Genomic DNA, 24622 nt, shown 5'->3' on the forward strand with positions numbered 1-24622 from the left:
CATAGCTACTTAACCGATATACCGTATCCATGCCTGGCATATTAGATAATAACTTCAAAGTCCTTTTTCAACCAATACTGTTACCGGGCCAAGCAACCCACTATTCCTCAACGGCGACTCTTTAGATGGTCCGCTAATGGTCCATGTTTTCCGTTTTGCCTCCGGTAACGCAGCATCATAAACCAACCGGTTAAACCAGGTACTGGTTATTTCAACCTTCAGGGAATTTTTACCCGGAACTATTGCGTTGGTCATATCTAATTGATAAGGCGCACACCATACTGCACCGAGATCTTTTTCATTAAGCGTTACTTTTGCTATCATGTTCACGTCCCCCAAATCAATCGAAAAACGCATACCGGGTTGAACCTGTCCGATCTCAAACGTTGTTGTATAGGTAGCTGTACCGGAAAATGCTTTTGCTTCAGGCAACATCTCCAGGTCTTTCCATGGTTTTAACTCATTGATAACGATTGACTGCGGAGCACCCCAGCCCCCGGGAAACGAAAGGTCCCATGGCGCAGTCAGTTGCCTGGCAGTAATAGTTTTCATCTTTAATGGTTCATTTTGTTTTTCATTATTATGATGAAAGACTACAAAACATGCGCCTGCGACTGGCAGATCAAGCGATAGGGATGTACGGCCTGCATGCTGTTGTGTTGCAACAGCGCTGATGGTTCCGTTAACAGGGTCCCAGATCTCAACACTTCCGGTATTCCTGAAACTGAGTGTGCCCTTAAATGGCTGATCCCGGGGTGAACAAACAAAATACCAGTCAGCTCCTTCCGTTCTGCGATGCGTCCAGAGAACATTCCCTCCTGTAACATCGGGAGCGATCTTCAATTTCTTTAGGGCTTCTGATAAAGTTATGCCGGATATAATACGTCCTTTACCCCATATGTTTTCTACTGCTGTATTGAAGCGCATTTGTGACTTTTCGCCGCCACTAAGCGTAGCCAGGCTTTGGGGAGCATTGCCCACAACAGTAGCGCCATCACGTATGAGAGATTCCAGTTTTTCAAGGGTCTCCGGCAACATGTGCGTTGTTTCAGGTAACCATAATACCCGGTATTGTATTCCTTCAGGCGAAATAATCATGCCGTTTGCTACTGTAAGCCTGTTCAGTAAAATATCGGTGTTACAGTAATCATATTTGAATCCTTCAGGGAAAGAGGCATTCTGGTCTGGCTTATGATCCATTTCATCGCCGAGATACCAAAGCACATCAGACACCGGCTTGCCTCGCTCCTGTAAATACCCGCATCTTGCAAAATAGGTGTTCAGCAGGGGCATATGTTTCCACCAGGTTTGCTGCCGAAGGAATGGTGTTCCTATTTTTGCACCAAATGAAGTACCCGGTATTAAAGAGTCTGCGCGGGGATTGTGGGTATAGGTATGGTATACCAGATGTGTTACGCCTTCTGCCATGTTCACATTAGCTACTTCTTTAAGGGCCTGCCATTGTTCGTCCCACGTAAGTTCAAAAGATGTAAATGCTTCGGCAGCAACACGCGGTTTACCGTAAAGCCGCGCAGCAGAAGCAGTGGGTTTTATGGATTTGAAATTTAATGAGCCTACATATCCGTTTGAAAAAGGTTGCCAGAATTCGCACATGGGCACATCAGCAAACTTGTAATACTGCAGGATATCAGCGGGAAAAACATCTCCGGCCGCAGTCTCGTATGAGATAGCCATATTATTCTCTTTGGCTAACTTAGCCATTCGTCCAAAGAACTTATTCGTAAACAGATCGTTTGTAGTAGAACGCCAGTCATGCAGGAAACGGAATGTGGTCTCCTGATCTTTCAGCACATAACCGAACAACGCAGGAAGCCATTGCCGGAGTGAATAACCTGCTACACGACTAAACTCCGATTCCATATTATCCGTCCAGGTTTGTGTTTCACATTCCCAACTATCCATCAGCATGCCATTCAGCAAGCCTTTTCCCAAGATGCCTTTTTCTCCGGAGAGGCGGCCGATATACCCTGCAAAATGTGCGTCAGCACCTGCTTCTGAAAGTTTATTACATTCCCATCCGGTGCCCTCCGGAGGAGCCGGACCATTTTTCCTTCCGCTATTTACATGCCCTATACGCAGGATGGTCCACTCTCCCGGAGGAGCATTCCATGTCAGACCACCGTGCCCGTCTGCCATTTGAGTAATATCCAGGACCTGCGCCGGATCAATGTACGTTTGAGGGGATTGATGATATTTTGTCCCCTTGCGATCAATGCTTCGCAATGTCCATCCCGCTTCCGACTCCCAGTTATTCTTACGGGCAGCTGAAAAGAAATGAATGTAGCGCAGCGACATCTCATGTTTGTTATTGATAGAGATCCTATATTTCTTCACACCTTTTACTTCTTCACATGCAAAAGAAATGGGTTGGTTGTCCTGCCAATTAGCGGAAGGTATAGTTGTATTCAGAATATCTTTTGTTTTACCATCAGCCGTTATCGCCGCTACTTTCATCGTTACACCAGGCTCATAATTCCATGCATGGCTCAAACTGTTGACACTCGGAAATTCAATAGTTCGTACAGTTCCAGTATCAGGAAAAGTAACTTCAACCCAATATGGCTCCCCGGATGCTGCCGGAGCGAAACGCAAAGGACCTTGTCCCTGCTTCAGCACCAATTCATTCCATGAAATATTACTGCTGCCTGTAGCAGATTGCGGTGTAAGAGGCTTTGCCATATCTCCGGATGGTGTAGGAAATGCCAGCACTGCAATGTCTTTGTAATCCCGCCAGGGTTCCCTGCTTGGTTGCGGTTGGTCCAACTGCACCTTTATTACACCTTTTCCTCCTTTTATGTCCGTGCGGGTCCAGACCAGGTTACGCATGGCATTGGCGGGCGTGATCCAGGGACCTCCTGCCATTGCCCATCCCGGGCAGTTTTGCATGGTAAACCGTAAACCCAGGCGGCGGCATTCCTGGGCGGTATGCAGCAACGCGTCTTCCCATAATGGGCTAAGACAGGCAATCTGAGGATCTACACCTGGCCACGGACCACCAAACTGGCCGTGGAATAGTTGAATTCCGGAAATACCCGCATCCGCAATTGCATTTAGGTCTTCTGTAATGCCTTTTTTTGAAACATTTCCCCCTATAAAATGAAACCAGGTTTCCGGATAATACACTTTCGAAGGTGCCATGAAAGCGGCTTTGTCATGCGCTCCAAAACTACGGTTGAGTTGTTCTGCCGGGGGCAGAATTGGCGGTACCTGGGAGGATGCTGATAATATGTTTATCAGCAGCAATAGCAGGGAAAATATATTTCTTAGATGCATGTTATATTTTGAAGAGGAAAAAAGTACAATAAGTTCATGTCAAAAACAATAGATAACCCTGGAGACTTCTGCCAGGATAAAAAGCCTGCTCAATAAGTTGGCTTCAGAAGGGTGCCCGGAATGGTTCCCCGATCCTGGTATCAATATGTTATTCACTCATCCATTTCCGGGAATTGCTCATTCTTCTATTCACCCTGGGCGTATTATTACTAACATTGAAGCTGGAATAAAACAACCTTCAATATGTATACGCACAACCTGATACATAGCAAATTGTCCTGGTATTTTATGCTCCTGACCGGGTCACTCCTTTTCATTTCCTGTAAAAAGGAAGGCCCCATGGGACCTCCCGGCACGAATGGCAATGCCAATGTACACTCGGGTACAGTTTCTCTGACCAATACCGATTGGAAATGGGCTTCATCCTGGGCATTAATAACCAGTACCGGGACTTCTACCTTCTATGCCACAAGATATGCGGAGATCAACACAGAGCTGATTACCCAGGAAATTGCAGATAAAGGTTCAGTGCAGGTTTTCTTTAAGCCTAATAATGAAGGGTGGGTGCCATTTCCTTATATACTCCTGGATGTTACCCGCAATTATTTTTTCAATTTCATGTATGAGTATATGCCGGGAAAAATTCGTCTGCATTACTTTTGGAGTTCCAATATAGCGGGGGCCGGTGTTCCAACAGGGTTGAATACTTATCCCCTTCCCAATTACACGTTCAAGTATGTGATCACCGCTGCCCAGTGAAAGGGAATTTGGGGAAGGGTTAAAATAGAAAAAGGTTGGAAAATAATCCAACCTTCTAAGTGCCCAGAACAGGAATCGAACCTGCACTCCGTTGCCGAAACAAGATTTTGAGTCTAGCGCGTCTACCAATTCCGCCATCTGGGCAACGATTCAGGACTTAAATACCTGATCGCGGGATGCAAATGTAGATAATCTCTCAATAATCCGCAACAAATATTTTCTTGATACATAAAACTCCTTTAGCTGTACCACATCCCCTACCGTAGCATTCCCCGCAAGGTACATATCTATCACCGGCTGTATCCTGCTGCAAAGCTGCTGCTCCAACCCATTCAGCTGCTCACGAAGTTTAGCAATAGCCGCAGCTTCAGGCGCCAGCTCCAACTGCATCAATTTCTCATTCACTACCAGCATCTCCATTAAAAAAAGCTGAGGTAAAGGCTGCCGCTCTCCATGCCCCAGGATCTCTTTCAGTATTAATTCGTAGTCCATCCTTATTTTGCTGAAAAGCAAATTTACAGTAATGTTGTGTACCCAAGAACAATCATGACAAATACAATTCACATTGGCCTCATAAGGGAAGAAAAAATACCACTGGATAACCGCGTAGCTTTTACGCCGCTGCAATGCCAGTGGATCCTTACCCACTACCCTAACGTTCAGATCACGGTACAGCCCTCGCCGCACCGCTGTTACAAAGACGAAGAATATCGCGCTGCCGGTATTCATATGGCTGAAGACCTCTCCCATTGCAGCATCCTGCTGGGCATTAAAGAGGTACCTGTAAACAGCCTGTTACCCGGTAAAACATACCTCTTCTTCTCCCATACCAAAAAGAAACAGCCGCAGAACCAGGCCATGCTGCAGAATATCCTGCAGCAGAACATCCGGCTCATAGACTACGAATGCCTGGTACATGAAGATGGCCAGCGCATCCTGGGTTTCGGGTTCTTTGCCGGTGTGGTGGGCGCACATAACGGACTGCTGGAATATGGCCGCAGAACAGGCCTGTTCAACTTCAAGCGCGTACACGAGTGCCACGATTTCCAGGAACTGATCACCCACTACTTCGGCGTAAAGCTACCACCCATGAAGATAGTGGCCACCGGCTCCGGCCGCGTTACCGCAGGCATACTGGAAGTAATGGGGCTGCTGGCCATCAAGTACATCCCGCCTGAAGAATTTATGATCAACTCCTACGCCTACCCTGTGTACACACAGCTCAAGGCCGGGGAACTGTATTTAAGGAAGACAGATAAAACCTACAGCCGGGAAGACTTCCACGCCAACCCGGGTAAATACGACTGCAAATTCCTCCCCTATGTTACCTGCAGCGATGTACTCATGAATGGTATCTATTGGGACAAGAACATAGAACCCCTCTTCACCTGGGACGACCTTACCAAAGATAACTTCCGCATACAGGTGATAGCAGACATCACAGACGATCAGAATGGCTCTATTCCCTGCAATATAGAAGATGCTACCATCGAGGAGCCGGTCTATGGTGTAAACCGCTACAACAGGCAGAAAACAGCTCCTTACGAAGCAGATTCCGTTACCATGATGTGCGTGAGCAATCTCCCCAATGAGCTGCCCCGGGATGCCTCCCAGTTCTTTGGCGATCAGCTGATGAAATATGTGTTTGATGAATTGATGAAAGGAGATACAACCATGATCGAAAAGGCTACCATCACCCGCGATGGAGCACTCACGGAAAGGTATTCCTACCTGGAAGATTATGCTAAAGGTAAAGGTAGTACTGTTGAAGTAACGCACTGAATTCCGGGGTATAGTTCCGCTGTGCGTCGTAAATAGATATTTCGGTAGTATTCAAAGTTCCCGCAGGGCCAAAGATCCCTACCGCCCGGAAATAATCATGCGCAGGTGTTTGCCGTACCAACAGCAATTCACGCAATACAAAACCTCCTGAAACAGCCAGCGCATTAAATCGCTGAAAACCATCATAGGGCAGCAATACAGAAAAGGAACCATCTTTGCTAAGCAACCGCTTAATAGCAGCCAGCAATTCTTCATACCCCAGCGAAACAGCATGCATCGCTGCATTCCGTTGATGAGAAGGGCTCTTCAGATCTTGTTCGTAAAATGGTGGATTGCTTATAATGAAAGGGTAATGCTCACCGGAAAAAGCCCGCACATCTTCCCGGATCACGTGAAGACGGTCTCCCCAGGGGGAAGCCTCAAAATTAGCAGCAGCCTGCAACGCAGCCTGTTCATCCAGTTCAATGGCATCTATGGCAGCGGAAGATTGCTGCGCCAGCATCAGGCTTAACAGTCCGGTGCCCGTACCAATATCCAGCACCCGCGGTACAGCAGGCATACGGGAAGCCGTGAATGCCCCCTGGATACAGGCATCCGTGCAGACCTTCATGGCAGTCTTATCCTGGTGTACGGTAAACTGTTTAAATTCAAAAAACGTATTCGCCATTACAAACGGATCATCAAACTGGGTAAACGCATATCCCTGTGCGGAGATACAGGCTGGTATAACTTCACTTCCAGGTCGCTGTAAACACTCTTCTCCCCGAAGCTCATATTCAATGGCTGCTCATATAGTTCCTGCGGAACATCTTTATCGATAGCAAACACCGTTTTATCTGCAAAGCGGTTATAGAATTTCACGACCAGCTGATTTTTGCCTTCACGCAAAGGAAGCAACAAATACTCCTGTTGCAGGGTATCCCGTGCAGGGTTATTATGCACGGTTTGTTCTTCACCATTCAAAAACACCTGTATGCCATCCCCGCTGGTAAAGCGAAGCACATAAGGTGTAGCCTTAGCTGCATTGATCTCCTGCAAAACATAATATGACTGATCCGGCGTAACATCCAGTTCATAACGCGCTCCATTTTTCCACGAAGGCTGGGCTGTCCATACCTTACCGTTCTTAACAGGCCAGGATTGGGAAGGATCGATATTATACAAGTCTCCATTGCTCCAGCCAATGCCGGACCAGTAAGGGCCGTTCAGATACATTTGCCCGAAGCTGACTGCAACCGGAGGAATAGGAATAACACTGCCATTCAGCAAAACCTGCTGCTCATTACCATTCAGATTAACTGAAATAGTTTTTCCCTTCTCCTGCGCCGTATACACAAGCACCGGCGGCTTTGCCCTTCCTCCTGCAAAATGCCAGGAATACGCTACCGTGCTGCGATAATAACTGTTATAATCCGCACCGGAAATGCTATAATGTTTCACCGCATTATCCCTGTTCAGCACCGGAACATCTATGCCTTTATTCCTTTCTATCTTAACAGATTTTGCATGCCGGAATCGCAAAACCTTTACTTCATTCAATGTAAGATCAGCAGGAAGAATGATCTGCTTACCTTCTTTAGTATCCTTTGTGGAAAAACGTTTACCGGCATTATCAGTTACCTTAATTGGCCCGAATACACCTTTCAGATCAAGCACCCTGTCCGCAGGCAACTTCAGCACATACAAATACACCACATCATTTTTAACGGTCACTTCTCCCCAATCAAATGTATGATCGAAAGGGTTTGCTGATGCACCGTAGATCCCTTCCCCATTCACTTTCAGCCAATCTCCGATACGCAACAGTACATCCTTTTCAAACTCCACTACAGAGCCATCACCACGAGGGCCTATGTTCAACAGGTAATTCCCGCCGCGGCTCACTACTTTGATCAGGCCCACCAGTTTCTCATGCGCTTTATCTTCCACTTTACCATGCTCCTGCCAGGAACGATATCCCCAGGTTTCATCATACACAGAAGCGGGCGTTTGCCAGGGTGTGGCTATTTTATAATCAGGATAATCGTTATCACCCATCACACAGAAATCACCTGCATCATTGCCCAGGCGGCCGCTTACCATGCAATCAGGTTGAAGTTTGTGTACCAGGTCTGCCAACTCTTTACTCTGCACAGGTGTTAAAGATCCCATATCAAACCAGAGTTCAGAAATAGGGCCGTAATTACTCAGTAATTCTGTTACCTGGTTCAGGTTATACTGATGATGTTCAGGTGTGATCGGATCGCTGTTGCTGGCAGAAATAGGGTACGCCTGCGGATAATTCCAATCTATAAGGGAGAAGTAAAGCCCCATCTTAAAGCCATTCCTTTTGCAGGCTTCGGACAGCTCTTTAATGACGTCTCTTTTATAAGGTGTGGCATCCACCACATTGAATTTTGTGTAAGCGGACTTAAACATGCAAAAGCCATCGTGGTGTTTGGAGGTGATCACCACGCTCTTCATACCCGCTGCTTTAGCGAGTGCAACAATGGAATCAGGGTTCCATAAAGAAGGGTTGAAACGTTTGGCCACCGCTGCATAATTATCGCTGTAGATACCACCATGATGCGCACGGATCTGTTCACTGTAACCACGGCTCACCTTCTCTCCTTTCCACATACCACCCAGTGTGGAATAGATAGCGCCCCAGTGAATGAACATGGAATACTTCTGGTCTTTCCATTCCTGTAAAGCCTTAGACTGGGCCATAGCACCAGAACCCAAAAAGCACAGCACAACAATTGCGAGGATAGTTCTTCTGATCATACAAGATTATTTATTCAAAAGCAGCGCGGGCGCTCGGTATAGTATCTAAAGGACTGAATGCCCCTGCCAGGTATTTATAATGTGCCGTCATGGCTATCATGGCAGCGTTATCTGTGCAATATTCAAATTTAGGGATATATACGTTCCACTGATGTTTTTCTCCATACTCCTTCAAGCCCTGGCGCAACCCTGAATTAGCACTCACGCCACCAGCTATACTGATCTCCCGTACACCTGTTTCCTGCGAGGCTTTCACCAGTTTGTTCAGCAGGATGGTAACAATGCGGTGCTGAATAGAAGCACAGATGTCGCGCAGGTTGGCCTCCACAAAATCTGCCTGTTTCGCACGATTGTCCTGTAAAAAATATAAGATCGCTGTTTTCAGTCCGCTGAAACTGAAGTTCAGTCCGGGGATCTGTGGCTCAGGGAATTTAAACTTAAAAGGATCCCCTTCTTTCGCATATTTATCGATCAGCGGGCCGCCGGGATAAGGAAGCCCCAGTAATTTGGCGCTTTTATCGAAGGCCTCTCCTGCCGCATCATCTGTAGTTTCCCCGATCACCCGCATCTGCAAAGGGCTTTCGCATAATACAATTTGGGTATGGCCACCGGATACAGTTAAGCAAAGAAAAGGGAATGCCGGTTTGGGGTCTTCAATGAAATTAGCCAGCACATGCGCCTGCATATGATGCACGGCTATCAATGGCACATCCAGGGCCAGGGCCATGGACTTGGCAAAACAACTGCCTACCAGCAGGGAACCTATCAGGCCCGGGGATTGGGTGAAGGCAATGGCATTCAGGTCAGCAGGCACCATGCCTGCTTTTTTCAAAGCAGCATCCACCACAGGTACGATATTCTCCTGGTGGGCACGGGAGGCCAGTTCAGGCACTACGCCGCCATATTGTTCATGTACGGATTGATTGGCGATGATATTGGACAGGATCTTTCCATCCGCTATCACAGCGGCGCTTGTTTCATCGCATGAAGACTCTATTGCTAAAATATTAACCGGCATAATTGGGCGCAAAAATACGCTAATTGCTGCGGATCGCAACTACCGGGTTCAGTCTGCTGGCAGAAAAAGCCGGGATAAATCCAGCCAGTACACCCACTATAGCGGATATGGACAGCCCCAGGATAATATTCCCTGTAGACAAGGCTATCTCAAAACCGGAGAACATATTCTGGGCCAGTTTGGCCGAGCCATATACCATCAGCAGCCCCAATCCCCCGCCGATCATACAAAGCATCACGGCTTCAAAGAGGAATTCCAGCAGGATAATACCCGGCCGCGCGCCAATGGCCTTTTTCAGGCCTATGATATTAGTTCTTTCTTTAACGGTCACAAACATGATATTCGCTATCCCAAAGCCCCCTACGATCAGTGCAAAACCTGCAATGATCCAGCCGCCCAGGTTAATTACGCCAAAGATACTTTCCAGTTCGTCCTGCGCCGTGGTGATCTCGTTCAGGGCAAAATCATTATCCTGCCCGGGTTTCAGACGGTGTATAGCACGCATGGCGCCAGTGAGGTCATCTTTCAGCTGCCCCACGGCTACTCCCTCTTTTGCGCGGATCATGTAAAAAGGATCCGCAAAACGGCGTTCATCTATAATGGTCCTCGCAAACAGGTAAGGCATCAGGATGGTATTATCACCAAATACCCCGCCCAGCATACTATCGCCTTTTTTCTTCAATACCCCTACCACTTTGCAGTTCCTTCCCGCAAAACGCACCACCTTTCCCAGCGCAGCTTCCGCAGTAAAGAACAGGCCCTCCCATACATTGGCACCCAGTACGATCACGTTGGAACCTGCTATCAGTTCAGAAGGACTGAAATACCGGCCCATGGCTATATCCACAGACTGCATCTTTTCAAGGTCCATGGTCACGGCCAACAGCTCTACGTTTTCCATGTAATCGATCCCGTATTCTATTTTACGGCCGCCGGAACTGAAGAGATAAGTAACGGCATCCGCAGAAGCCACTTTGTCCTTGATCAGCTTCATCTCCGAATACTGCGGCTCAGGGCGCCCTACGTACTTCCACCAGTCCCCGTCTCCATCCCATGGCCATTTCTGCAGATAGATCACATTGGTACCCATGGATTTCAGGTCTTTCCTGATACTGGATTCCATACTGTCTGTTACCGTAAGTACGGCTATGATACAGAAGATACCAATGGTAATACCCAGCAGCGAAAGAAAAGTGCGCAGTTTATTCACCCGTAATTCGGACAAAGCCATACCAAGGCTGCTCCATAAGATCTTGAGGGTCGAAAGCATATTTCAAATTTACTATATAAAGCAATGCAACCAACGGGTTTGTGACTAATGGTTGTAAACCCTTATTTCGGGAGAAAAAATGTACCTTTGCCCCCATTTTATTAAAGACGGATGAAATACGAAAACGAGATCAACAAAAGGAAGTCATTTGCCATTATCGCCCACCCGGATGCGGGAAAAACCACCCTCACGGAAAAGTTCCTCCTCTTCGGGGGCGCTATCCAAACGGCGGGCGCGGTAAAATCCAATAAGATCAAAAAACATACTACTTCAGACTTCATGGAAATTGAACGCCAGAGAGGTATCTCTGTGGCTACTTCCGTGATGACCTTCGAATACAGGGACATTCTCGTGAACCTGCTGGATACCCCCGGTCACAAGGACTTTGCCGAAGATACCTACCGCACCCTTACAGCAGTAGACAGCGTTGTGCTGGTGATTGACTGTGTAAAGGGGGTGGAAGAACAAACCAAAAAACTCATGGAAGTTTGCCGCATGCGCGATACGCCGGTGATCATCTTTGTGAACAAACTGGACCGCGACGGCAAAAACCCCTTCGACCTGCTGGATGAACTGGAAGAACTCCTCAACATCCGGGTACGCCCGCTGAGCTGGCCTATCAATATGGGTAAAGACTTCAAGGGCGTATTCAACCTCTACGATAAAAGTTTTGTTTCCTTTGCTGCCAACAGGAAAGCAACAGACGATGATATCGTGCCACTGCAAGACCTCAGCAGTCCTGAAGTGGATGAACTCTTCAACCCCACCGATGCCAAACAACTGCGCAACGATGTGGAACTGATAGAAGGCGTATACGATCAGTTTGATAAAGATGCTTACCTGGAAGGAAAGCTGGCCCCTGTATTCTTCGGTTCTGCTGTAAACAACTTTGGTGTAAAGGACCTGTTGGATACCTTCGTAGAAATTGCCCCCACTCCGCGTGACCGGCAATCCACTACGCGGGAAGTGAAAGTGAACGAACCCAGGTTCTCCGGTTTCATTTTCAAGATCCACGCCAACCTCGATCCCCGGCACCGCGACCGGATCGCCTTCCTCCGTGTTTGCTCCGGTAAGTTTGAAAGGAATAAATACTTCCACCACGTAAGGCTGGATAAGGATGTGCGGTTTGCCAATCCTTACAGCTTCCTGGCACGGGAAAAGAATATCATCGATGATGCCTATCCCGGAGACGTGGTAGGTTTATTCGATACCGGCAACTTCAAGATCGGCGATACTTTAACAGAAGGAGAAAATTTCTATTTCACCGGCATTCCCAGCTTCTCTCCTGAGTTGTTCAAGGAACTGGTGAATAAAGACCCGATGAAAACAAAACAACTGGAAAAAGGCATCAACCAGTTAACAGACGAAGGCGTTGCACAGCTTTTCACACAACACAACGGTAACCGCAAGATCATCGGTTGCGTGGGAGACCTGCAATTTGAAGTGATACAATACCGGCTGTTACAGGAATATGGTGCCTCCTGCCAGTTCAATACCTTACCTTTCTACAAAGCCTGCTGGATCACAGGGCCTAAACAAAAGCTGGAAGAATTCACCCGCTTTAAAGGCGCTAATGTGGTGCAGGATAAAGACGGGCACCTGGTGTACCTCGCACAATCAGAATGGTACCTCAATACAGAACGGGCCAACAATCCGGAGATTGAGTTCCACTTTACTTCAGAGATCCACAAATAACTACTTTTTACCCATAAACCGCTGTACAGCCAAATGTACAGGGGGTTCTTTTTTTCCGGCAATTTGAAACACCTATCTTCCTGCAATTTGAAATACAAACGGCGCCCTGAAAAAGGCGCCGTTTTCTTGTACGACCAACTCAATTATTGCGTGAAAAGACTTTTGCTTGTTAGGCAAATTCCGCAGCAAAAATAATTGAATGCGTACCGCGTTATTTATGGATTTGGAAATTAGATTTACGCAATGCGGAAAACTACAGGGCAACCACTGCCCCATCTCCATAGATCTGTTGTTTGTATTTTAAAGAAGGCGAAGGAATAAAAGGCCCCAGGTTCAGCGCACTCCATTTCTCATCTATCTTTTTGATGGTAGCATCATCTGCCACGATAATGTTCGGCCAGTCGCGCTGAAAATCATCATGCTCTTTTGTTTTAATGGTACCATCCAAACCCAGGCAGGCCGTTACCAGGTGAGGATCTTTACCCGAAGGCCTTTCCGTGAGGATGTTATCCCGCTTAGGGTCCAGGTTATTACAGAAACGCCAGAGTGCGGAAGGCAGGTCCTGCGGATCAACTGTATGCTCTACATACAGGATCATTTTAACGCCTTCCATACCCTGCTCTGCTACCAGCCGGGGATGCAGTTCCCGCACATGATTGCGGCGCGATTTCTCTATGGCTACGATCAGGCAGGGAATGTCCATCTGCAGCAAAGCAGTGTTCACACCTTTTACTTCAGGATATGCAGCTTGTAATGCTGCTGCGTTCACGTTGGGTTTGAATACAGTCCGGTCAAAACGGTCATCTCTTTCTTCCGGTAGTTTACCTGTTCCATCGATGCACATCTTACCACCAAAGCCCATCCTGGAGCAGGAATGATCCAGTACATCCATTGGCCCCTGGCTGAAATAAACATCCGTGGCGGGGTTCAGGTCTTTAAATGCATATTGTGCCAGCGCTTTATAGTCTGTGATCTTTGTGCCGGTATCTGTAACAGCCAGTATCTTGTTGAACATCATCTGCCCGGCACCCCACATGGCATTCATCACTTTCTGTGCCTGGCCCGGATAATCTTTGTGGATCTGCGCAATCACCAGGTTATGGAAAACACCTTCCACCGGCATTTCCATATCTACTATCTCCGGCACCAGCGTCATTTTGATAGGTGCAAGGAAGATCCTTTCGGTAGCTTTACCGATCCATGCATCTTCCTGCGGGGGGATACCTACGATGGTAGAAGGATATACGGCATCTTTACGATGGGTGATGGCGGTAACATGGAAACGGGGATACCAGTCTGCCAGGGAATAATAACCGGTATGGTCCCCGAAAGGCCCTTCCCAGATCAGTTCTTCTCCCGGTTCTACATATCCTTCTATCACAAAGTCCGCATCTGCCGGCACTTCAATATCCGGTTGCGTGATGCATTTTACCAGCTCTACTTTTTTCTTCCGTAAAAAACCCGCCAGCATGTATTCATCCACATTTTCCGGTAAAGGCGCTGTGGCAGAATAGGTATATACCGGATCGCCACCCAGGGCTACCGCCACAGGCATGCGTTTATTGAGCTTCTTATATTCAGAGAAATGTTTGGCGGATACTTTGTGCATATGCCAGTGCATGCCCGTCATGTCTTTTTCAAACACCTGCATACGGTACATGCCCACGTTACGGGAACCAGTATTAGGATCTTTGGTATGAATAACGGGGAGCGTTATAAAAGGCCCGCCATCCTTAGGCCAGCAGGTCATTACCGGCAATTTGCCCAGGTCAGGATTGTTGATCACCACCTCCTGGCAGGCACCGCGCCCGGAGATCACCCTGGGCATCCAGGAAGCAAACTGGCTCAGCTTAGGCAGCATAGCCAGTTTATCGAGAATGCTTTCTTTAGGTTTGGAAAGCATTTTGAAAAGCCCCTCTATCTCGCGTGCCACATCATCCAGCTCCTGCACACCCAGGGCCATGCACATCCTGCGGTAACTGCCCATGGAATTGATCAGCACAGGGAAATCATATCCCGTGTTCTCAAATAACAAGGCCTTGCCGCCATCGGGAGATTTGCTGATCCGGTCTGTGATCTCTGCTATTTCCAGGTGAGGGTCCACATAAGTGCTGATGCGCACCAGTTCTCCCGCTTTTTCCAGCGTATCAATAAAATGCCTGAGATGCTTATATGCCATACTGTTTGCTGCTTTTCGTTCAGTAGGCAAAAGTACGCCATTAAAGACATAAAAAAAGGCCCCGACGGATCGGAGCCTTATTGCGTATACTACCTAGCGATTAAATACAATTACACCTGATATCCCGGGCCTGCGCGGAGGAGGCGGTGGCGGAGGATATGGATAACGTGGGCGAACCACTACCACTCTCTCCCTGCAATCATCTCTCCGGTAATCCCGGTGTTTGTAGTGTCCCCGTCCTCTACCCCTTCTGTCATCATAACAATCATCGTCGTAGTGTTGTACAACTACAACCGGACGTGGTGGCGGTGGGTGATGATGGTGACCTCTGCGTTGTGCCTGCGTTGCATAGGATGCTCCGATTACGAGGAGCGACATCAAAAGAAGCTTTTTCATAGCCTGCTGTTTTAATTTCTCTTTCTATCCGTTGTCCCCTTTTGCCATTGGCGGACGGACTCGTGATAGTAAATCCAATAAGTATGCCAATTCCATAACTACGTTTATACCAATACGTTAGGCACAAAAAAAGACAGTTCCGCTTTTCAGCAGAACTGTCTTTTTACTTTTCTATTTGGACTTGATTGGGGGATGAATGCATTTGTAAATGCAACCATCATGCCAAAATTATTTACATCTTAAAACACTTCGAGAAGTTGGTGCTGCGGCGGCCATCAGAGCCTCCGCCTAAACGGTACATAATAGTAAGCCCGGTAAATGTATACCAGTCTTTGTTCTTTGCAGAACCTCTCTGCGTACCATCCAGCGGATACGTTCCCGGGATCCCTTTTGTACCCGGCTCATCCCCGCGGTAGGCATAATCTACCGCCAGCTGGCCTCTTTCTGCCAGCAAAGTATTCTGGTCAACATAAGTAGTACTTACATCATCCAGGTAATCGGTAAAAGTAGCACGAAGCCCTATTTCAAAACCAAGTGTTAAACGGTCTGTAAAAAGATATTTAAAACCTGCGCCAAATGGAATAGATACCTGGTAAAGGCTATATTGATTCCCTCTTTCAGGATACTGTGGTAATCCCTGCCCTTCTGTGCTGAGGCGGCGTAATCTTATTTTATTACCTAAAGAATCTTTTGCAGTAGGATAAAAACTGAACAGCGCCACACCTCCGAAGAGATAAGGCGTAAACCCTTTTTCATCAATATCGAAGAAGTTTAACTCTGCTCCCAGGTGCCCTTCCCAGATAGGAGAACTGAAACTGAGGTTACGGCTTTGCAGGGCAATGCTGGCATTCGTTCTGTCGTTGGCAGCTACCATACCAAAAGTACCTCCGGCGCGCAGCGTCAGATAACGGTTGATGTCCTTTTTCACAAACAGCCCGATCATGGGGCGCGTGTAACCAAAATCGACCCTCTTTTCAGAAAGGTCTCCGCTATAATTGCTAATACCGGCAGTAGCGCCTACATGCCAATCCTGAGCAATGCAGCATAAAGGGGTAGAGATCATTATAACAAACCAGAGGATCTTCTTTTTCAAGGTTGATGGTTTTAATAGGTTACCGATAATAAAACGTTGCGTATAAGAGAATTAGTATTCGCCACGGCTACAATCGTGTACGAAATTATACATTTTTCTCATTTATTACAATTATAATCATATGATAATAAAAGGCTTTTGGCCCACAGTAGGGCTTAAAGCCTTATTTTTGCGGCAGGTACGATATTTGAGCCGCAGTTTAACCATTTACCATATAAAAAAAACGTAAGTACTAAGTGAGTAGTCCCCGCCGGAAAAAAATCATACGCTGGATCTTTGGTAGTATAATAGCCTTGTTGCTGCTGCCCGTTCTGTTACTAATCCTACTGCAACTGCCTGTGGTACAGAATTTCGTGCGTTCCAAGGCAGAGTCTTACCTGCAAAAACAATTAAAAACAGACGTAAGGATCGGCGGACTGCGTTTCTCCTGGTGGAATTCCATGACCCTCAGGCAGGTGTATATAGGCGATACCCGCAAAGACACACTCCTGTCCAGCGGAGAGCTGTCTGTAAAATACAACCTGCTGGGCCTCATGAGCAATGAACTAAAGATCAATACCCTCCATTGGGAGGATGCCGTGATCAATATCTACCGGCCGGCAAAAGATACTGCTTTCAATTACCAGTTTGTGATCGATGCATTCAGCTCTCCTGCCGCTAAAGAGGATACACTGATCGAAGAATCCGGCACCACCCTCAGCTATCACATCGGTAATGTTCAGCTGGAAAGGATGAACATCCGTTTCCACGATTCACTCGGCGGCATGCTCGCATCTGTCACCCTTAAAAACCTGGAAGTATTGCCGGATACCCTGAAACCGGATAATGGTACTTATTATATAAAGAATTTCCTGGCAGACGGTTTACAGGCCACCGTCGTGCAGCAATACAGGCCGTCATCAGCTAAAGCGGAAGTAGCAGAAAGTACAGCAACACCATTTGACCTTGCCGTAAAAGAACTTAGCATCCGCAACACACAATGGAGCTATAGTGATGAAGCCAGCGGATTATCTACCGAAGGCGTTATCGGCCAGCTGGCATCCCGCCGTTTACACTTCGACCTCATCAAAACCCTGATCACCACTGATCTGCTTTCCCTGGAAAGATCAAAGGCCACGCTCGATTTCCGGAAAGCGATGGACACCACCGTGGTGGTAAAAGATACCAGTGCTGCGCCCAATACCTGGAAAGTACTGGCTAAACAATTGCAGGCAAAGGAAGTGGATTTTGCCATGAGTAATCACCTGGCTCCCCGCCTTTCCTACAAACAGGCGATCGATTATAATTACCTCAACATCCGGCACCTGCTGCTGGATGCCAATGATATTGCATATAGTGCAGACAGTACCACCGCTACCCTGCTGGCCGGCGCCGTGGAAGAACAATGCGGCCTGCAATTAAAGCGGCTGAAAGGTAAAGTGCGTTACACCAACCAGGAAGCACAATTATCCGGCTTCATCCTGCAAACCGGCGAAAGTAATATCGATGCAGACATTCACCTGAAAGCCCCCTCCTGGTCTACGATCTCCGAACAGTTAGGTCTGCTGGAAATTAAGGCCAGCGTACGGCCTTCTTCCCTTACGCTCAAAGAGGCTTTATTCTTTGTGCCGGATATGCGCAGCAATCCTTCCCTGCAACCCATCTGGAAGAAACACCTCGCCTTACATGGAGAAATTACCGGCAGCCTCGCACAATTGAATATACCCGGCCTGGAAGTAAAAGATAACGATCAGAATTACCTCTATGTAAAAGGAACGACTTACCAGGTAACTGATCCGGACCGTATGGGCGCAGACCTCGTAACCGTGAAAATGCTGAGCAGTAAACGGGGCATTGAATCCTGGCTGCCTCCCAATACACTCCCCGCCTCTGTGCAGTTACCCAATAAGCTCATATTGAATGGCGCTATCAGAGGCGGCATGCAGCAACTGAAGCCAGACCTGATGCTGAGCACAGATATGGGCAATGCCAAACTGAAAGGTGAAGTAGCGGAATTTATGGATATGAAAAAGATCCGTTACAACATGACCCTTGATGCACAAAACCTGCAACTGGGGCGGATGCTGGGAGATACCGCCATGGGCAGCCTGGATGGTACCGTAACGGCCAAAGGAAAAGGAGTTGATCCTCAAACCGCAGATGCACAGGCGAATGTAGACATCCGCTCTTTCACGTATAACCGCTACACATACCAGGGCATTCAAATGGATGCCACACTGCTCAAGGGTGCTTATACCGCCAAAGGCGGCATCAACGATCCCAATGCAAAAGCCGTTTTTGACCTGGCCGGCAAACTGGATACACTCCACCCTGCCATCAGCGCAAAAATGGATATAGATAAATTCGATCTGCTGGCCACGCATTTTACTACAGACCCGCTGATCGTAAAATCCTGCCTGGATGTTCAACTGGACAATCTGGCACCCCGCAAGCTAAACGGGTACGCCGCCATCCACAAACTGCAACTCCTGGACGACAAAGAGATGTATGCCATAGATAGCATCCTGCTGAAAGCCAGTGTGGAAGACGGTCTGCAGAAACTTCGCCTTACGGGTCCCTTTGGATACCTCAGCGCTTCCGGTGATTTCAACTACCAGACGTTCGCCACCGCAGCAGGCAATCTTGTAACACGGCACCTGGAAGCAGTAGCCACGCAACCAACTGCTAAAACAGAAAGGCAGTGGATGCAATTTTCCGGCAGCCTTTCCATTCCCAAATCATTACGTAAACTCTTCCCCGATATACAACTCGAGAAACCACTTAGCTTATATGGCAGGTTGAATACAGACAGCAGCTTCCTCGATGCACACTTCTCCCTTCCCGGTATGCGCTACGATTCTTTTAAAGTAGATACGCTGATTGCCGATGTGATCGTAGACACCGCAAAGATGGATGCGAAAGTATTACTGGCACATTTATACCACCCGCAGATCCCCTTAAGGCGCACCAGGTTATCTGTAAGTGCCAGCAAAGGTTTAGTGGACTGGGACCTGCTGATGGGCAGAGAAAAATACAAGGTAGGCGGCCTGGTACACTTCCTGCCCAACGACAGTATGCTGATCTCACTGAAGAAGGACCTGGTATTAAACCGGCAGGCATGGACGGTAAGCGGAGATAATAAATTACTGATCAGGAGTGGCGGCGTGGCCTTTGCCGACATTGGCATAGAGAAAGGTGCGCAGGGTTTAAAGATCACTACAGCAGCGCCGCAACGAAGTAATTTCACCTTACCCGATCTTACCGTTACGCTGAAAGATTTCCGCCTCAGCACCATTACCAGCCTGATAGAAAAGGACACCGCACTGGCCGAAGGTATCAGTAACGGAAGCATCACCGTCACCAACCTGGATGATAATCCACTGATAGATGGTAAACTAACGATCGATAGTCTTGCCGCCATGGGTACACCTCTTGGCCAGCTGCAACTTACCGCCAATACCAATGCAGAAAAAGCGGTGCAGCTGGATGCCACCATCCAGGGCCATGGAAATGATGTACGCTTAAAAGGAACATATGCTGAAGTAATGGACCTCACGCTGGATATCGCCAAACTGAATATGAAAAGCGCAGAAGCATTTACGTTTGGAAATGTAACCGCTATGAAAGGAGATGTGAATGGCAGGATAACAGTAAAAGGCACAACAGATAAACCCATCATACGCGGCAATCTGCATTTCGAAAAAGTAGCAGGCCGCATCACCATGATCAATAACTACCTGCAATTACCTTCAGAAGACCTGGTGCTTGATGATAACGGCATCCGTTTTAACCAGTTTGTAGTAGCAGATAGCTCCGGCAACGAGGCTGTGGTGAATGGACAGATCCTTACAAAGGACCTCGAAAAGTTCCAGCTGCAGCTGGATGTGAATGCAGAGAACTTTATGGCATTAGGGTATGCAGACCCTAAAGATCCCGATCAGTTCTATTATGGCCCCGCATATATAGACGTGCGTGCACGCGTACGCGGAACACTGGACCTGCCAAGAGTGGAAATGAACCTGAAGCTGCGGGAAAAATCACAGGTAACAGTGCTGCTGCCGGAAGAAGAACCCGGCATTGCCAGCAGGGAAGGTATTGTTGAATTCTTTGACCCCGCAGAATGGCAGGATACTACGCTGCGTGTAAGAAAGGATACCATAGCAGCCACCAGGCTCAAAGGCATCATTTTTTCCGGGGATATAGAAATAACACCTGAATCCAGCCTGAAGCTGGTCATAGACCGGAATAACGGGGACTACCTGGAAGTAAAGGGAAATGCAACCCTGAACCTTACCATGGACCCCAGCAGTAAGATGAGCCTCACCGGCCGGTATGAGATCAATGAGGGAAAGTACGCCATGTCCCTCAATCAATTGATCAAAAGGGAATTCAAGATAGTAAAAGGCAGCACCATCATCTGGAATGGAGATCCTTTAAGTGCCGATGTAAATATCAAAGCCAGGTATGATGTAAATGCAGTGGCCGGCGATCTGATCCAGGACCAGATCAGCAGCACCGATCCCACAAGAGGCCGGTATAACCAGAAAGTACCGGTAGAAGTATACCTGAAGATCACGGGAGAATTAATGAAACCGGAGATAGCATTTGAACTGGATATGCCGGAGAAAGACCAGGGCGCATTGGATGGGCAGGTATACACCCGCATCAAACAGATCAACCAGGTACCTTCCGAATTGAATAAACAGGTAATGGGCTTATTGGTGCTCAACCGCTTCATCTCGGAAAATCCATTCGATCAGCTGGATAGCCAGAGCGGCAGCGCAGCAGAAGATATTGCACGAAAGAGTGTGAGCAAGATCGTTTCCCAGCAGCTGAATAACCTTGCCGGCAGCCTGATCAAAGGGTTTGATGTGAACTTCGATCTGCAGAGCGAAAATGCATATAACGATCAGGGCAGCAGATCTGAAAGTACCAATCTGAAAGTAGATGTATCCAAACGTTTGTTCAGCGACCGTTTAACAGTAAGTGTAGGATCTAACATCGGTATTTCCGGCGCACAAACACAGAACCAGAATGCCAGCTCCATCATTGGAGATGTATCCGCAGAATATACACTAACCAAAGATGGCCGTTACCGTGTAAGGGCTTATCAACGCAGCCTTACCGAAACCGTGGTGCAGGGCCAGATCGTAGAGACGGGCCTCACTTTTATGCTGGTAATGGACTATAACGAATTCAGGGAGATCTTCAGGAAAACCCCTAAAGAAAAGAAACAGGAACGCATCCGCAAGGACAATAAGTAATAAAGCATCATGATCAGATCAGTACGATACATACCATTTGTAATCAGCATATTGTTCCTCGCAGCATGCTCTACAACACGTACAGTACCGGAGGGAGACAGGCTGTATACAGGCGCAGACGTAAAGTGGAAGGATACGATAATAAAGAAAAAGCCAAAAGATTACAGCACAATCAAAACCGGTATGGAAGAGCGGATCAGGCCTTTACCAAACCGCAGGTTCCTGGGCATGCCCATTAAGCTGTGGCTCTATAACCTGGGCAATGAACCCAAAGGAAAAGGATTGAACTACCTGCTGCGCAAGAAATGGGGCGAAGCACCTGTACTGCTGAGCCAGGTGAAAGTGGATAGAACGGACGACATCCTTACCAGTTACCTGGAAGACAATGGATACTTTAATGCAGATGTTGACCATACCATAAAAAACAGCGGTAAAAAGAAAGCAGGCATTACTTTCACCGCCATTCCTGATTTCCGTTATACCATCCACCGCGTACGGTTTGATACGGACACCGGCCTGCTGGGCCATCACATCATGCTTACTACCCGCAAAACATTATTGAAACCGGATGATAATTACAGCCTTGATAAAATAAAAGAAGAAAGAGAAAGGATCCATGCTTTCCTGAAGGAGAACGGTTTCTATTACTTCACCCCGGACTATCTGCTGATACGCATAGATAGCGCACTGGGGAAACACCAGGTGGACCTGTATCTTACCACCAAGAAAACCACGCCGCCCACGGCACTCCGGCAATATTATATGAAGAACGTGGAACTGTTCACGAATTATGATCTTGCAAAAGACAGTGCGCAGCAATTCAGCAAAGGAGTGCAGTATCAAAACTTTACCATCATAGATCCGGACTCCCTGTTTAAACCCATTGTGTTCGACAGAACAGTATTCCTGCAACGGGATAGTATGTACCGCCTTAGCTCGCATAACATCACTTTACAAAGACTGGTGAACTTAGGTACTTTTAAATTCGTGCGGGGAAACTTCAGGCCGGCAAGGGATAGCAGCCTGCTCTATGCACGCTTCTTCCTAACCCCCTACCCTAAACGATCTTTACAGGTAGAAGTTTCCGGCACCTCCAAATCCAACAGTTTTGTAGGCTCACAATTGAAACTATCAGCCAAGAACAGGAACTTCCAACGGAAGGCTAATTTGCTGGAGATCTCCCTGGGCGGAGGTTTTGAAACACAGGTGGGTGGAAAAACCACACAGGTATCTACAAATGCGTATAGCCTTAATGGCGAAGTGTCCATTACTATTCCAAGGTTCTTCACCCCTGTTATCAGGTTCAACCCGCGTACCCCTTATGTGCCCAGAACAAGGTTCAGCCTGGGCTATGAAATGCTGAGCAGGCCTAACCTGTATAACCTCAACGCTTTCAATCTTCAATATGGTTATATCTGGAAGCAGACCAAATTCCTGGATCATGCATTGTACCCGGTAGCCATTACGTATGTACTGCCTTCCAGTGAATCACCTGAATTCCTGGAACAGAAAAAACAGGATCCTGCACTCGCTCAATCCATCTCTAAACAATTCATCCTGGGAAGCAATTATACACTCACTTACAATAACCAATCCCCGGAAAAATACCATAGCTTCTACGCCTATTTTAATACCGATGTAGCCGGTAACCTGGTAGGACTGTTTGCTAAAAAACAACCTGATGGGAAAAAGACCATTATCAATAACGACTTCTCCCAGTACATACGGTTCTCCGTAGATGGCCGTCATTATTTCAAACTAAGCGATAACCTCCGCTGGGTGAACCGTTTATTTGCGGGGTACGGGATTGCATATGGCAACTCTACCACCCTGCCCTTTGTAAAACAGTTCTTTAATGGGGGAAGCAACAGTCTGAGAGCCTTTCGTGCCCGTACATTAGGCCCCGGCTCCTACAGGGATGCGCCGGATGATCCCAACAACCCGGGTGCTAAGAACCTGCTGCTGGCCAATGCCGCCGGAGACATCAAACTGGAAGGCAACACAGAATTACGGTATAAACCAACCAGCCTGCTGGAATTCGCGGCCTTTGTAGACGCAGGCAATATCTGGCTGGGGAAAACAGACTCTGCATCCCAGGAGCCCAAAGTATTTAAAACCAACCGCTTCCTGAAAGAACTGGCAGTGGGTACCGGTTTGGGTATTCGGATAGACGCCTCCATCCTCCTTGTGCGGTTCGATATTTCCTTTCCCCTCCGCAAGCCCTGGCTGCCTGAAAATGAACGCTGGGTGTTCAAACAGATTGCCCTGGGGGACCCGGATTGGCGGAAAGAGAACCTTATCCTGAACATTGCCATCGGGTATCCCTTCTAGTGGATACATATATTTATTTTGTTTATTAATAAATTTATTTAATATATTTGTATTAAGCGGGTCCTCCATAAGAGGGCCTTTAGCAGCCCTATACATCAAAAAACCTATCCTAGATGAAAACATTTTTACCCTTTACCAAAAAGGTGGTACAAGTGCTGGTATTTATGGCTTCTGCCATACTGCTGCAGGTCCCTTTAGCAAGGGCAGGCCAGATCCCCACCATACTTCAGCTGGACATCTCTCATATTCACGAGAACAATACGATCGGTCAGGTGATCGGCACTTTTGCCACGGATCCGCAGTCCGGCGTATGCACTTATAGTCTCGCGGAAGGAGCCGATGATACGGACAATGATTACTTCACCATCACCGGAAATGCCCTGAAAGCCAAGGTGGTATTTGATTATGAAACAAAGGAAAACTACTTCATCCGTGTAAGATGTACAGACGGTAGCGGCGGTTATCTTGAAAGATCATTCCTGATACTGGTGGTGGATGTGTATGAAGTAACCAACAGCGTAGAAGCTACCAACCTTGTTACACCTAACGGAGACGGCAAAAATGATAAATGGATCATCCGCAATCTTCCTGCACACGGCAATAATGAAGTGCGCATCCTGGACCGTTCCGGCCGCGTGGTATATTACAAGAAGAACTACAGCAATGAGTGGGATGGCAAAACCTCCAGTGGAGAATTACTGGCAGAAGGCGTTTACTTCTATGTAATAGATTTCGGGGCGGGGCTCAACCTGTTCAAAGGCACTATTACCCTGATCAGGGACCGAAACCGATGATA

The 24622-nt window shown here is 47.5% G+C and carries 15 protein-coding genes and 1 tRNA gene; 6 read left to right on the forward strand and 10 right to left on the reverse strand.

All coding sequences use genetic code 11. The annotated features are described in order from the left end of the window. Positions 1–54: 54 nt before the first annotated feature. Entirely contained in the window at positions 55–3294 is a 3240-nt protein-coding gene (locus tag BUR42_RS08315) for a glycosyl hydrolase (protein WP_074238785.1), read from the reverse strand. A gap of 243 nt (positions 3295–3537) precedes the next feature. Here BUR42_RS08315 and BUR42_RS08320 point away from each other — a divergent pair, with 243 nt between their 5' ends. Then, positions 3538–4053, forward strand: a complete 516-nt coding sequence (locus BUR42_RS08320) for a hypothetical protein (protein ID WP_074238786.1) — start codon at positions 3538–3540, stop codon at positions 4051–4053. A gap of 60 nt (positions 4054–4113) precedes the next feature. On the opposite strand, the gene BUR42_RS08325 is transcribed toward BUR42_RS08320, so the two are convergent. Continuing rightward, positions 4114–4197, reverse strand: a tRNA-Leu gene (locus tag BUR42_RS08325). Between the two features lie 6 nt (positions 4198–4203). After that, on the reverse strand, positions 4204–4545 hold the full coding sequence (locus tag BUR42_RS08330; RefSeq protein WP_074238787.1) for an iron-sulfur cluster co-chaperone HscB C-terminal domain-containing protein: 342 nt from the start codon (positions 4543–4545) through the stop codon (positions 4204–4206). A 54-nt stretch (positions 4546–4599) separates the two neighbouring features. Here BUR42_RS08330 and BUR42_RS08335 point away from each other — a divergent pair, with 54 nt between their 5' ends. After that, positions 4600–5835: an NAD(P)-dependent oxidoreductase gene (locus BUR42_RS08335; RefSeq protein WP_084185462.1), complete on the forward strand. Its 1236-nt coding sequence runs from the start codon at positions 4600–4602 to the stop codon at positions 5833–5835. On the opposite strand, the gene BUR42_RS08340 is transcribed toward BUR42_RS08335, so the two are convergent. The 4 genes from BUR42_RS08340 to BUR42_RS08355 are packed head-to-tail and all read right to left on the reverse strand — an operon-like array spanning position 5798 to position 10889. Beyond that, positions 5798–6502, reverse strand: coding sequence for a tRNA1(Val) (adenine(37)-N6)-methyltransferase (locus tag BUR42_RS08340; RefSeq protein ID WP_074238788.1), 705 nt, complete (start codon positions 6500–6502; stop codon positions 5798–5800). The genes BUR42_RS08335 and BUR42_RS08340 overlap by 38 nt on opposite strands. Beyond that, positions 6502–8601 carry an alpha-L-fucosidase gene (locus tag BUR42_RS08345; protein WP_074238789.1) on the reverse strand — a complete coding sequence of 700 codons (2100 nt, stop codon included), beginning with the start codon at positions 8599–8601 and terminating at the stop codon, positions 6502–6504. The genes BUR42_RS08340 and BUR42_RS08345 overlap by 1 nt, the downstream gene beginning before the upstream one ends. A 10-nt stretch (positions 8602–8611) precedes the next feature. Further along, entirely contained in the window at positions 8612–9619 is a 1008-nt protein-coding gene (gene tsaD, locus BUR42_RS08350) for a tRNA (adenosine(37)-N6)-threonylcarbamoyltransferase complex transferase subunit TsaD (RefSeq protein WP_074238790.1), read from the reverse strand. Between the two features lie 19 nt (positions 9620–9638). Next, positions 9639–10889: an ABC transporter permease gene (locus BUR42_RS08355; protein WP_074238791.1), complete on the reverse strand. Its 1251-nt coding sequence runs from the start codon at positions 10887–10889 to the stop codon at positions 9639–9641. A gap of 111 nt (positions 10890–11000) precedes the next feature. Between BUR42_RS08355 and BUR42_RS08360 the strand changes: the two genes are divergently transcribed. Further along, positions 11001–12584: a peptide chain release factor 3 gene (locus tag BUR42_RS08360; RefSeq protein WP_074238792.1), complete on the forward strand. Its 1584-nt coding sequence runs from the start codon at positions 11001–11003 to the stop codon at positions 12582–12584. Between the two features lie 253 nt (positions 12585–12837). Here BUR42_RS08360 and BUR42_RS08365 read toward each other — a convergent pair whose 3' ends face one another. From BUR42_RS08365 to porG, 3 genes are all read right to left on the reverse strand, one after another. Continuing rightward, a complete protein-coding gene (locus BUR42_RS08365; protein WP_074238793.1) occupies positions 12838–14763 on the reverse strand; it encodes a menaquinone biosynthesis decarboxylase in 1926 nt (641 codons plus the stop codon). Between the two features lie 93 nt (positions 14764–14856). Then, on the reverse strand, positions 14857–15141 hold the full coding sequence (locus BUR42_RS29550; protein WP_143197386.1) for a hypothetical protein: 285 nt from the start codon (positions 15139–15141) through the stop codon (positions 14857–14859). A gap of 250 nt (positions 15142–15391) precedes the next feature. Beyond that, the gene (gene porG / locus BUR42_RS08370) at positions 15392–16252 is read right to left on the reverse strand and encodes a type IX secretion system protein PorG (RefSeq protein WP_074238794.1); all 861 of its coding nucleotides are present in this window, start codon (positions 16250–16252) and stop codon (positions 15392–15394) included. A gap of 338 nt (positions 16253–16590) precedes the next feature. On the opposite strand from porG, the gene BUR42_RS08375 reads away from it, so the two are divergent. The 3 genes from BUR42_RS08375 (at position 16591) to BUR42_RS08385 (ending at position 24620) form a co-directional block, all read left to right on the forward strand. Continuing rightward, positions 16591–21495, forward strand: a complete 4905-nt coding sequence (locus BUR42_RS08375; protein ID WP_143197387.1) for a translocation/assembly module TamB domain-containing protein — start codon at positions 16591–16593, stop codon at positions 21493–21495. 9 nt (positions 21496–21504) lie between these two features. Then, positions 21505–23826 (forward strand): translocation and assembly module lipoprotein TamL, encoded by a 2322-nt coding sequence (gene tamL / locus BUR42_RS08380; RefSeq protein WP_074238796.1) that lies wholly within the window; start codon positions 21505–21507, stop codon positions 23824–23826. A gap of 113 nt (positions 23827–23939) precedes the next feature. Continuing rightward, the gene (locus BUR42_RS08385; RefSeq protein ID WP_074238797.1) at positions 23940–24620 is read left to right on the forward strand and encodes a T9SS type B sorting domain-containing protein; all 681 of its coding nucleotides are present in this window, start codon (positions 23940–23942) and stop codon (positions 24618–24620) included. The last annotated feature ends 2 nt before the right edge of the window (positions 24621–24622 follow it).

Source organism: Chitinophaga niabensis, from assembly GCF_900129465.1.
Classification (GTDB): Bacteria; Bacteroidota; Bacteroidia; order Chitinophagales; family Chitinophagaceae; genus Chitinophaga; species Chitinophaga niabensis.